Source organism: Acetobacter sp. UBA5411, from assembly GCF_002409645.1.
Lineage (GTDB): Bacteria > Pseudomonadota > Alphaproteobacteria > Acetobacterales > Acetobacteraceae > Acetobacter.
The window spans coordinates 1-11,881 of sequence record NZ_DHNR01000042.1 but is presented as its reverse complement, the minus strand read 5'-3'; the positions used below and the strand labels follow the sequence as shown (position 1 = coordinate 11,881).

Below are 11,881 nucleotides of genomic sequence, written 5' to 3'. Positions count from 1 at the left end.
GTTGAGGGAGAGTGGTATGGTGACCTTGAAGAAAACGCTTCAGATTGGAACTTTTATAATTCTTTCCTGCGCAGGAAGGGACTTTGCTCTGGCGTCTCCGGACTATGAGGCGATGGATTGCCGTCATCTCTTCGCGGAAGATGTGCGGGTTTCGGATCAGATTACCTTGCTGCGGCAGAAGCAGTCAGATGCTGTGTCGAGTGGCAAAGATACTGCGGATGATGGTTTTTTTGTAAAATTCGACCCCATTCAAGGAATTGGAATCATGAATGGCGTAACTTTATCACCAGAGGGGAAACCTCTCGGCGATGAAGTTTCCGATGCAGCAATCGAGAAACAGACAAAAAGACTGGCTGCGATCAAACGGCAGGAAGTGCAGAAGGTCTGTCCGACAATGACAATGCCTCTGTCAACGCAGACTCGTTTGAAAGACGATCAGATGCGAGTGGCACCTTAAAGAAGCTTTTTAAGCGAAGCCTGATGCATGCTAAAAAGTTTTTGGGCGTCTCTCTTCTAAGTGACTGTTTCAAAAGTCGAGAATAAGCCTGAAAACGTGAGTCGTAGTCAGGCTATTTGAGTGGGTTTACCTTAAAGGCAGCGTTTTGATGAAAAGTTAATTATCACCTTTTTGGTAAATTAAAGCAGGGCGATTTTGCCCTGCCTTTATTGACGTTTGGAACAAAAAGATGAACTTTCTGCTACGAATTTTTCATATACGAAGTCACAACGATCATATCTTCGTTAAATATCTTGACAAAGCCAAGAAAGAAGGTGTTCCTATACCTCTGAATTGGTAATTACCATTTTCTAACAGCAGAGATGACATTTTCAATCTCTGCTGTTAGAAACAGGGTGCGTCTGGATGCTTCTTTTTCTTTAGATCCTTCAGATGGAAGCATGTTTTTTATGTTGGCAATAATATCCTCTTTGGAAATAATTTCTTTATTTACTAATTCTTTTCCTATGGCGGTAATCAGGTACAAATTAGGAAGAATAGCCATGTCGGGGAATTCTGTCATACTACGTTTTCCTTTTTACTATACAGGCACCAACCGCCTCAACATCAGTCTGATAAAGGCCAGCCTAATCATCGACATACTGCGAGCAGGGTAGCGCTCTCTATCAATAGACAAGCGCCAATAGTCTCCCAGCCACGCTAAACCTCGTTCCACCAGCCAACGTTTGTGGGCTGGCACGAAGCCTCTCACCATGTTGGTATGGTTCTCACCAATTTCAACCACGGCGTTGAACGCTTTTCGTACAAAGCCATTCAACAATTCACCACGATATCCCTTGTCACCAATGATCTTTTTGACCTTTGGCTTCTTTTCCCGTCGCTTGTACTTCTCCAAAAGGAGCCGTGCGCCCTTGGTGTCATGCACGTTGGCGGGAGTCACTTGAACGTCAACTAGCAGTCCCATACTATCAACAAGGACATGCCGTTTTCTGCCCTTTACCCGCTTGCCTCCATCATAGCCTTTGGTTTCAGCACTGGCGCATTTACCAGTTTTGACGCTCTGACTATCAATGATGAGCAAGGTAGGCCGTTTTGACTTGCCCGCCTTATGGCGGATTTCCTTGTACAAATCGTAGTGGATGTTTCGCCACAGGCCGCGTCTGTGGATAGCGCAAAAGTATCGGTACACAGTTTCCCACGGCGGAAAGTCTTTGGGTAAACCTCTCCACTTACAGCCGTGAGTGACCACGTACATAATGGCGTCTATCACGCGCCGCATATTGGTAGACCTTGGGCGTCCTCCTTTTTTGGCTCGCGGGATGCGATGCCTGATAAGCGCCCACTGTTCATCAGTGAGATCTGTATCGTAGGCCATCACATGTCAGCCACAAATATAATTCCTCTATCGTAATATAAATAGCACCAAAATCAAGTTAAAAAAATTAATGTCATCTTAAATCAATGAGTTATGTCGAATGGTGGTGTGCCACGTCATGCCGTGCTATGCTCATTAGTGGCGTGTCGTAGCGCCTTTTTACACGAGGCGGCCCCTATGTCGGGTGGCCTGCTAAATATAACACCCGGACTTATGGTCCAGCGGTGAACGGTGAAAGCTGTTTATCGTCTGGGAAATAGGCAGGGCGTGACTATGCCTCGTGTAAACACGCTACGACCCGCCCGACGCCAGGAGGCACCGATGAGCAAACTCGTCTGTCGTAGGACGAAAAAGCGAGGCATAGTTATGGCTACCAAGTTGTACAAAGCCAAAATTGTTTTGAAGTCAGGATCTATCCAAGAAATAACGGTACAGGCTGACGATCCTGTCAAGGCAAAAGATCTGATTAATATGCAGTATGGCAACCCAAAATTTTTCAGTAACCCTCAAGAAGTTCGTCGATAAAGCAAAAGGCACCTAGAAATTCTAGGTGCCTTTTTCAATTTCTATTTATCTGGAAGAAAAATGAAAAATACAGTAATCACTGTTTGTGCTTTTATAGCCCTACATTCCTCCGCATTATACGCCAAAGATGTGTGCAATGATCCGAGGACAATACAAGAGGCAAAAACTCAACTGACCAGTTCTTTCAATTATGATGATACTGTCAATATAGATATATCAAATATTGAAAAACATAATTTGAATGATGGAAGCGTTGTTTGCACAGGTAAAGTTTCTACTTCTGCCTTTGAAACCATATCCCTCTGGCAAGCTGGCATTGTATCAGGCGTTGCAGAAGTAAACATCATTCAACCTATTGATCCTACGCATTTCAAAACTACTGCTCTATATGATCAGCAAGAAAAAGAGCGACAAGCACAACAGCAACAAGATTGGCAACAGGCTCAGATGCGTCGTCAGCAGCAACGACAAAATCAAAATAATCTGGGAGCGGTAGGTGGCAGATTAAATGTCATTGGTATCCCGCACTGATAAAATTGCAAGCCACGGATTTTACAGTATTATATCCGTGGTTTACCGTTTGTGCGGCTTTTGACGTTTTAAGGTAAAACTGACCAAGCTTGCTGGGTATTACTCACGTTTTCAGGCTTATTATCGACTTTTGAAACAGTCACTAAGGCGTGCAAGGCATTTTGCGAACATAAGGCAGCCCAGGACCTCATCTCGTAACCGGAAGGGGTCAAAACCCCCTTCATCTGATTTTTTTAACAAATAAGGATCAAAGGGACTATGTCCCTTTGATGAGTCTGGGTTAAAGTCCAGAAAATTCAACACATCCGTATGTATAATCGTGCCGCTATGTGCGGCACTCCTGCATCTTCCGAATGTTCGTTATGATTTCTCTTTGGATGAAGACAGGCCACCCTTATCGCAAATGAACCGGGCGATCTCTTCAACCCCATCGCCCTTACGAATATTCGTGAAAACAAAAGGCCTTTCACCACGCATGCGCTTGCTATCCCGATCCATGACCGAGAGGTCTGCTCCGACATAAGGGGCGAGATCAATCTTGTTGATGACCAGAAGATCGCTTTTCGTGATGCCGGGGCCGCCTTTACGGGGGATTTTGTCCCCGGCCGAGACGTCGATCACATAGATCGTCAGGTCAGCCAGTTCCGGGCTGAAGGTGGCCGCCAGATTGTCGCCGCCACTTTCGACTAGCACAATATCCAAATTTGGAAACTTGGCGTTCAGTTCATCAATGCCGGAAAGATTGATGCTGGCGTCCTCACGAATGGCCGTGTGCGGGCAACCACCCGTCTCAATCCCCATGATACGTTCGGGCGGCAACGAGCCGGCGCGCGTGAGAAATTCAGCATCTTCGCGGGTATAGATGTCGTTGGTCAGCGCCGCGATGTCGAACTCATCGCGAAAGCGGCGGCAGAGCGCGTCCATGAGCGCCGTCTTGCCCGTGCCGACAGGACCGCCGATACCGACGCGCAAGGGTCCGTGATGTTTCTCTTTCATGTTCTGAACAACCTCGTTTCCTGAGTTTCATGATGCATCGCGGCAAGATCGGAACGGAAGCAGAGTCCGCCAGCATCTTCCAGAGTAAGGGATTTTGTTGTGACAACAGCGGCCGCCATACGCTCTTCCAGCGCCGCAAGAGCCCGCAATCCGTCTGTCTGACCAAGCGGGATCAGGCGCACAGCCGCCGAGACAAGGGCGGAAACCGCGACGTGAGCACACCCTAAAGCCGCTACGTCCTCATCAAATCCTGCGGCTTTCAGGGCAACGCCGTACATCACCGGCAGAGGCCAGTGGGTGGTCAACGTCGTGACGGTGGGCGGCAGGCAATCCCAGATTTTTACAGCCCGTAAAAAAGCGTTTCCCTGTTTGACAGTTTCCTCAAACCGCTCGCGAGAGGGTGCCAGAGCACATCCTTCTTGGGCCACAGCACGCATTTCATCCAGCGTGTCCGCTCGCCACGCCGCCCGCAGCAGGATCATGTCGGTGTGCAGACTGCCATGAGCCAGAAGACTGCCGATCCACTCAACAAGAGTTTGTACATCTGTGACATCGCCACACTCAATGGCCCATTCCAGACCGTGGCTGTAAGCAAACCCACCGGTTGGAAAAGCCGGTGATAGCCACGAGAGAAGTCTGGTGAGTTGCAGGGCGTTTATCATGTGTCTTGCAGGGGATCAGTGATGGTGGTGATGCCCGTCGCCGTGATCATGTCCATGCTCATGGCTGTGTGCGTGCGTTTCTTCGTGACTGTGGGAATGCCCGTGTCCGGAGGCATAGGCACCTGTTTCCGGATCGAATGGTGCGTGCACGGTGTGGATGTGACCACCAAGCCCCCGCACCATGTCGGCAATCACATGATCATTGCGGATGAGAATACGCTTTTCCTCAATCATGGCAGGCAGATGCCGGTTGCCCAGATGCCATGCCATACGCAGCAGATGCAGCGTGTCATGACCTGTCACTTCCAGCAGGTCTTCCTCCTGCGCTTCGACCCGCACAACGCGGCCATCTTCCAGCAGCAGCCCGTCACCAGCGCGGAGCAGGCGGGCATGCTCGAGATCGAGCAGCATCCGCTCGCCCGAACGCAGATCGAGCATCATACGACGGCGATGACGACCTTCGTAATCGGCGGAAAAGACATCGCACTCACGCGAACGGTCCCAGCTTCCCGCTGGCAGGATTTCAGAACATCTCATGTCAGAACAGGAAGTAACGCTGGGCCATAGGAAGAATCTCCGCGGGTTCGCAGGTCAGAAGCACGCCGTCGGCACGCACTTCATAGGTTTCAGGATCAACCTCGATCACCGGGGTTGCGTCGTTGTGGATCATGCTTCGTTTGCCGATGCCGCCACGGGTGTTGGATACAGCCGACAGATGACGTCTGAGGCCAAGTTTATGGCCAATATCGTCTTCCAGCGCGGCCTGAGACACGAAAGTGGTGCAGGTTGCCGCAAGACAGCCACCGAGCCCACCGAACATCATCCGTCCATGTACCGGCTGCGGGGTGGGAATGGAGGCGTTCGGATCACCCATCATCGCATAGACGATAGCGCCACCCTTGACGACAAGATCGGGCTTCACGCCGAAGAAAGCCGGATCCCACAGGACGAGATCAGCCAGTTTTCCAACTTCGACCGAACCGACCTCATGTGCCAGACCATGTGAAATAGCCGGATTGATCGTGTATTTCGCGATGTAGCGTTTAGCGCGGTTGTTGTCCGCATCGCCATCGCCCGGCAATGCACCGCGCTGAAGCTTCATCTTGTGCGCTGTCTGCCATGTGCGGATGGAGACTTCGCCCACACGACCCATTGCCTGACTGTCTGATGACATCATCGACAGCACGCCCATGTCGTGAAAGATGTCCTCAGCAGCAATGGTTTCCCGACGGATGCGGCTTTCCGCGAAGGCGATATCTTCCGGCAGGCTCGGGTTCAGGTGATGGCACACCATGAGCATGTCGAGATGCTCGTCCAGCGTGTTGATCGTGTAAGGCCGCGTGGGATTGGTGGAGGAGGGGAGGACGTTTGGTAGCCCCGCCACACGGATGATGTCCGGTGCATGACCACCGCCCGCGCCCTCTGTGTGGAAGGCATGGATCGTGCGGCCCTTGAAGGCGGCGATGGTGTCTTCGACAAAGCCACTTTCGTTGAGCGTGTCGGTGTGGATCATCACCTGCACGTCCATGCGGTCGGCGACCGACAGGCAGCAGTCGATGGCGGCAGGCGTGGAGCCCCAGTCCTCGTGCAGTTTCAAACAGCTTGCCCCGGCGCGCACCATTTCTTCCAATGCCTCGGGACGGGAGGCGTTGCCCTTGCCCGCGAAAGCCAGATTGACGGGAAGCCCTTCCGCCGCCTGAAGCATCCGCGCCATGTGCCACGGACCGGGCGTGCAGGTGGTCGCCGCCGTGCCGGTTGCGGGGCCGGTGCCACCGCCGAGCATGGTGGTGATGCCGGACGACAGCGCCTCCTCGATCTGCTGTGGGCAGATGTAATGGATGTGACTGTCGATACCGCCCGCCGTCAGGATCTTGCCTTCACCGGCAATGACTTCCGTGCCAGGACCGACGATGATGTCCACGCCGGGCTGCACATCTGGATTGCCTGCCTTGCCGATGGCGTGGATGCGCCCGCCTACAAGCCCGACATCGGCCTTCACGATGCCCCAGTGATCGAGGATCACTGCATTGGTGATGACGGTATCCACCGCGCCTTCGGCGTTGGTGCGCTGGGACTGACCCATGCCGTCACGGATGGTCTTGCCACCACCGAATTTCACTTCCTCACCATAGATGGTGAAGTCTTTTTCAATCTCGACCACCAGCGCCGTGTCGGCCAGCCGCAGACGGTCTCCCGTCGTCGGCCCATAGGTCATGGCGTAGTCAAAACGGCTCAGTCTTGCCATCAGTCGATCTCCCCCATGACGTCGCCCCGAAAGCCGATGGCGCGTCGTGCGCCCCGGAATGGCACGAGTGTGACTTCGCGTTCCTGTCCCGGCTCAAAACGCAGCGCGCCACCGGACGGCACGTCCAGACGCCAGCCGAGCGCCTTGTCGCGGTCGAACTTCAGCGCCGGATTGGTTTCAGCAAAATGATAGTGGCTGCCGACCTGAATGGGACGATCACCGGTATTCGTGACCAGCAACGTGACGCGCTTCGCGCCTTCGTTCAGCTCAATGTCGCCTGCTTTGGGAAGTATCTCGCCGGGGACAGCGCCGGGGGGGAGGGGATCAGCGTATCGGGTCATGAACCGTCACCAGTTTTGTGCCATCGGGAAAGGTCGCTTCGACCTGAACATCGTGGATCATCTCGGCCACGCCCTGCATCACCTGATCGCGGGTGATGACATGTGCGCCGCGTTCCATCAGATCGGCCACGCTCGCGCCATCGCGTGCGCCCTCGACCACGAAATCCGTGATCAGCGCGATCGCTTCCGGGTAATTCAGCTTGACCCCACGCTTCAGCCGCTTTCGGGCGACGATGGCCGCCATGGCCACCAGCAGTTTGTCTTTTTCCCGAGGCGTCAGTTTCATGACCCGAGTGCTCCTTTGTCCAGCCTACGGCGCGCCCGCCACCGTTCTTTCATGTGATCCTGCCTCATCATGTGCGCCACGTCACCGGATCGCCTCGTCCTTCCCGAAGAATGGACAGCAGACGCCGGGAGAGCCGTGAGATGGCGAGGCTACTGGTTCCAAGCGCACGAACCACCAGCATGCCGTTCCATGCCGATGCGGCGGCTTCCACACCTTTCTCCTGAGTGCCGAGCGTTTCCCGGATGGGGAGCAGCCATGCTTCTGCGTCCGGCGCGACCAGCCACAATGTCAGCATCACCGTCCGTCCGGAGGCGATGGCTTTCTGTTCCAGAAGCCTCGCAAGCGGTCCTTCCGCGATCAGCGACTCTACCCAGAGCAGTTCATCGCCCCGTTTGACCCGCAGGCGGTCCCTCAGGCGGATGTGCTCGACCGTTTCGTTGGAGCCGGAACGTCCGAAAACCCGTGTCTCACAGCCGAGAAAAGTCGCGTCTTCGGCCATTTCAACTTCCAGAAGGCGGGATGTCGCGCTCCGGTCAAAAAAGATCGTCTCCAGTGGCAGCCAGTCAAGGCGCGCTCCGGCTTCGACCCGGCAACGCGCTTCGATGCGGGCGGGGGCATCCTGCTCGCGCGCCTTGTAAATCCGTTCCGCCGCCTGTGTCGTAACGGTCAGGCAACTTCCTGCGCGGCAGACAATCTCGCCGGTGATCTGGTCTCCTGCCGCAATGCCGCCGGAGACATTGACCAGCACGGCTTCCGGTGTGCCAAGCGGGTGACGCGGCATCAGGATGCGGCAACAGCCCTGCTGTTTCAGTCCGGCAACCCGTGTGGCGTCTCCGGAGAGGCGGACATCCAGCCCATAAGCGCCGACGGCCCGTTCAAGAAGAACAGGATGAGTCATTTCATGCCGGTCATGATGGTCGCTGGAGCAGAGAACAATTCAGCGGTGTAATGGTGCATGACCTCCATGCAGCACAGAAATACGCCATCTGCCAATGTCGCAATGGAGGAAAATGCGTAGGGCGTCGGAAGGATGTGGAAAATCCGGAGCATATAGGCCCGGATATACGGTCCTGAGCGTCTTGCTTCATGATTGATCAAACTGAACTTCGTTTCGATCCAATGGTTTTCCCGTTACGAATGTGTTCCAGTCTATTGCAGGATCATGGTGCAGGGAGAGAAGAGACCAATGGACACGACAAAACTGGAAGCCCTGCGTAAGAAATATGGCGCTGCTTCGGGCAGCGACATGTTCGACCCGGAATTCCAGGCTGTCGCCGCGACGCAGTTTTCTGATGGCGACCGGCGCAGCAAGCCCTATTCCGGTGTGCAGACTTTCATGTCGCTCCCCTATCGCCCGGATGCCGCGTCATCTGACGACTTTGGCGGTCTGGATGTGGCTGTTGTCGGCGTGCCGATGGATCTGGGTGTGACCAACCGTTCCGGTTCGCGCTTCGGGCCCCGCGCCGTGCGTGACATTGAGCGGATCGGTCCTTACGAGCATGTTCTGAAGCGTGTGCCTTCCAGCATGTGCAAGGCGGCCGATATTGGCGATGTCGGTTTTCGCAGCCGGTTCAGTCTTGAAAAATCCCATGAGGATATTCAGGAATTTTATGGTCGTCTGGTGAATGCTGGCGTGATTCCGCTGTCTGTCGGCGGAGACCATTCCATCAGCTACTCGATCCTGAAGGCGGTCGGGGCGAAGCAGCCGGTCGGCATGGTGCATTTCGATGCGCATTGCGACACCAGCGGCGAGTATGAGGGCGCCAAGTTCCATCACGGTGGTCCGTTCCGTCTCGCGGTTCTGGATGGTGTTCTGGACCCGGAACGCTGCGTGCAGATAGGCATTCGTGGTTCCTCCGAGTATCTCTGGGAGTTCTCGAAGGACTCCGGCATGACCGTCATTCATGGCGAGGATGTGCCGAAGCTAGGAACCGACGCCATTCTGGAAACCGTGCGCAAGGTGGTCGGGGCCGGTCCTGTCTATGTCAGCTTCGACGTGGACTGCCTCGACCCCGCTTTCGCACCCGGCACTGGCACGCCAGAAATAGGTGGTCTGACCACCCGCGAGGCGCTGGAACTGCTGCGCGGTCTCGACGGTCTCGATATTGTTGGTGGCGATGTTGTTGAAGTCGCGCCGCAATATGATGCGACCACCAATACGGCGCAGGCTGGGGCCCAGATTCTGTTCGAGATCTTCAGCCTGATCGCGGGAAAAATCGCCGCTCGCTAATGCGAAGAGAAAGTCCCCTGCTGCTTGTGCCGCAGGGGACTGGATGTTTATCGGAAATATAGGCGCTTTGTTTTTGTAGAGAGAGTGGCATATTTCGATGATCGAACTGGAAAGCCGGATAGACCTTTGCGGTCAGCAGAAAATGCCGGTCATTGACTGATTGCGCGGTCCGGGCGTGTTCGCAACAGCCAGGCTTGGCCGTCAAAATGATGGTGCCGGACGGAATGATGGCTCTTGTCCTTCAGTTTCTTAAAGTACTCAAGTTTGCCGGCTTTATTAAGAAAAGTTTCAGCCGAGGCTTTCCCCCGGAAGATTTAAGGGGTTTGTCTCCTTGGCAGAAAGCGTAAATCGAAAATTTTATTAATAATTATCAGCTGGTTAACTTGAGTCCAAGCTTTGAAGCCTCAGGTGGGAAAGGTTCTCTGTTGGGTTTCACGGCATTCATCGGTTATAGGGCGTTGGGTATCGTTTGACAGACACTGCACGGCGCGGTGCGTTCGGGAGACTGTTCGTGGAACTGATCCGTTTGCCGTTTCAGGGGAGAACCATGCATGCAGGCTGACATTCCGGCGCGTTCCGCCGTTGTCGACCTTGGCTCCAATTCCGTCCGCATGGTCGTCTTTGACGGGATTTCAAGAAATCCGGTCTCCATCTTCAATGAAAAAGCCGTCCTCCGCCTTGGACGGGGCCTGACCCATACGGGACGGCTGAATGAAGAAGGCGTGGCGCTCGCCGTGGATGTGCTGCGCCGTTTTCACGCCATCGCTCGCGGCATGAACGCCGATCCCTTCGAAATTCTGGCGACAGCCGCTGTGCGTGATGCTGCGAATGGTCCCGAATTTGTCGCTTCTCTTCGGGAGATCATGCCGGATGTGCCCATCCGCATCCTGTCCGGGATAGAAGAGGCTGATCACGCGGCGCTCGGCGTTCTGTGCGGCATCCCGGAAGCAAACGGTCTTGTGGCCGACATTGGCGGTGGATCGCTGGAACTGATCCGGATTGATTCGGAAGGGCGTCATGACGCCAACACCCTGCCGCTGGGTGTCATTCGTCTTGGCGACCGGGCCAATGGTGATCTGGCTGCGGCCAAAGCCATAGCCGATGCGGAGCTTGCCGGAGTCGAGTGGCTGGAGAGCATGAAAGGTCGCACGCTCTACCTTGTCGGCGGCGCTTTCCGTGCCCTTGCTCGCTTGCAGATTGCCCGTACCAGCTACCCGCTGAATATCCTTCATTACTATACGTTGACGCCCCAGATGGCGCGCGAGATGACGGGCTGGTTGATTCAAAGCAACCGGAAAGTTCTCGAGCGCCTGCCGGGTGCGCCGAGAAAGCGACTGGATGATGCTCCTTTCGCCGCGACCGTTCTGCGTCGTCTGGTCAAGCGGGTTTCTCCCGATCGCATCGTGTTCTGCGTCGATGGTCTGCGGGAAGGCTGGTATGTGCTGAATGTTGCGCCGGGCCTTCAGCAGGAAGACCCACTTGAAGCCATGGCACGACAGATGTGTGAGCGCTTTGGTCGTAGCACAACCCTGCCGGAGGCGCTGTTCGACTGGATTTCCGTGATCTTCCCCGAGGAGTCAGAGCGTCAGAAACGGTTGAGAAAAGTGGCCTGCTGGCTATCTGACGTCGGCAGTCACGACCACCCGGAATATCGGGCCGAACAGACGTTTCTGCGTATTCTGTGGATGCAGAGCGGGGGGATCGATCATCAGGCCCGCGCTGCGCTCGCCCTTGCGCTCGCCGTCCGATATGAAGGTGAGGTCGATGCTGGCTGGTTGGCTCCCGCCCGCGCCCTGCTTGATGCAGATACCTTCACGTGGGGACTTACGCTCGGGCTGTCGCTGAGGCTGGCCTACTCCCTGTGCGGCGGTACTGAAACGCTGCTGAACGGCACACGGTTGGAGCGTGAAAAGGACGGGCTGTGCCTGTATCTCACGTCGGCGCGTGTGGCTGTGCGTGGAGACTCCGTGCGTCGCCGTCTGACCCGATTGGGGCAGATCATGGGCCTCGAATCCCGTGTAGATGAAGTGCCATCGGTCTGAAAAGCCGCTGCGGCAGGGATTGCCTGCCCCGTTAACGACATGATCCCGCACAGTGTGGCACTCTCGCCCGGTTCGGGTTGCGCCTGAAAAAAGCCAGATAGTACACGCACTTGCGATCAGTCAGGTGCGATGAAAAGCGGTATGCTTCACGCTCTGTTTATGTCGCGTGCAGGCATGGTCCGCTTTCAACC

General features: G+C 55.0%; 13 protein-coding genes. 4 read left to right on the top strand and 9 right to left on the bottom strand.

Annotated elements, in window-relative coordinates:
- Positions 1 to 16: 16 nt before the first annotated feature.
- Positions 17 to 457, top strand: coding sequence for a hypothetical protein (locus B3759_RS15860; protein ID WP_291367491.1), 441 nt, complete (start codon positions 17 to 19; stop codon positions 455 to 457).
- 340 nt (positions 458 to 797) lie between these two features.
- Here B3759_RS15860 and B3759_RS15855 read toward each other — a convergent pair whose 3' ends face one another.
- Both B3759_RS15855 and B3759_RS15850 read right to left on the bottom strand, forming a co-directional pair.
- A complete protein-coding gene (locus B3759_RS15855) occupies positions 798 to 1,019 on the bottom strand; it encodes a hypothetical protein (RefSeq protein ID WP_291367489.1) in 222 nt (73 codons plus the stop codon).
- 18 nt (positions 1,020 to 1,037) lie between these two features.
- Positions 1,038 to 1,832, bottom strand: coding sequence for an IS5 family transposase (locus B3759_RS15850; protein ID WP_291367487.1), 795 nt, complete (start codon positions 1,830 to 1,832; stop codon positions 1,038 to 1,040).
- A 585-nt stretch (positions 1,833 to 2,417) separates the two neighbouring features.
- Between B3759_RS15850 and B3759_RS15845 the strand changes: the two genes are divergently transcribed.
- Positions 2,418 to 2,888: a hypothetical protein gene (locus B3759_RS15845; protein ID WP_291367468.1), complete on the top strand. Its 471-nt coding sequence runs from the start codon at positions 2,418 to 2,420 to the stop codon at positions 2,886 to 2,888.
- A gap of 360 nt (positions 2,889 to 3,248) precedes the next feature.
- Here the strand turns inward: B3759_RS15845 and ureG are convergent, their stop codons facing one another.
- From ureG to B3759_RS15810, 7 genes are all read right to left on the bottom strand, one after another.
- Complete coding sequence (gene ureG / locus B3759_RS15840; protein ID WP_291367466.1) at positions 3,249 to 3,884, bottom strand: urease accessory protein UreG; 636 nt, start codon at positions 3,882 to 3,884, stop codon at positions 3,249 to 3,251.
- Complete coding sequence (locus B3759_RS15835; RefSeq protein ID WP_291367464.1) at positions 3,881 to 4,546, bottom strand: urease accessory protein UreF; 666 nt, start codon at positions 4,544 to 4,546, stop codon at positions 3,881 to 3,883. Before B3759_RS15835 ends, ureG begins: the two co-directional genes overlap by 4 nt.
- A 15-nt stretch (positions 4,547 to 4,561) precedes the next feature.
- On the bottom strand, positions 4,562 to 5,083 hold the full coding sequence (locus tag B3759_RS15830; RefSeq protein ID WP_291367462.1) for an urease accessory protein UreE: 522 nt from the start codon (positions 5,081 to 5,083) through the stop codon (positions 4,562 to 4,564).
- A gap of 1 nt (position 5,084) precedes the next feature.
- Complete coding sequence (ureC, locus tag B3759_RS15825; RefSeq protein ID WP_291367460.1) at positions 5,085 to 6,791, bottom strand: urease subunit alpha; 1,707 nt, start codon at positions 6,789 to 6,791, stop codon at positions 5,085 to 5,087.
- Positions 6,791 to 7,132: an urease subunit beta gene (locus B3759_RS15820; RefSeq protein WP_291367458.1), complete on the bottom strand. Its 342-nt coding sequence runs from the start codon at positions 7,130 to 7,132 to the stop codon at positions 6,791 to 6,793. The genes ureC and B3759_RS15820 overlap by 1 nt, the downstream gene beginning before the upstream one ends.
- Entirely contained in the window at positions 7,116 to 7,418 is a 303-nt protein-coding gene (locus B3759_RS15815) for an urease subunit gamma (RefSeq protein WP_010666822.1), read from the bottom strand. Before B3759_RS15815 ends, B3759_RS15820 begins: the two co-directional genes overlap by 17 nt.
- Before the next feature lie 67 nt (positions 7,419 to 7,485).
- Positions 7,486 to 8,316, bottom strand: coding sequence for an urease accessory protein UreD (locus B3759_RS15810; RefSeq protein WP_291367455.1), 831 nt, complete (start codon positions 8,314 to 8,316; stop codon positions 7,486 to 7,488).
- Between the two features lie 288 nt (positions 8,317 to 8,604).
- Between B3759_RS15810 and speB the strand changes: the two genes are divergently transcribed.
- On the top strand, positions 8,605 to 9,648 hold the full coding sequence (speB, locus tag B3759_RS15805; RefSeq protein ID WP_291367453.1) for an agmatinase: 1,044 nt from the start codon (positions 8,605 to 8,607) through the stop codon (positions 9,646 to 9,648).
- Between the two features lie 551 nt (positions 9,649 to 10,199).
- Positions 10,200 to 11,690 carry a Ppx/GppA family phosphatase gene (locus tag B3759_RS15800; protein WP_291367451.1) on the top strand — a complete coding sequence of 497 codons (1,491 nt, stop codon included), beginning with the start codon at positions 10,200 to 10,202 and terminating at the stop codon, positions 11,688 to 11,690.
- The last annotated feature ends 191 nt before the right edge of the window (positions 11,691 to 11,881 follow it).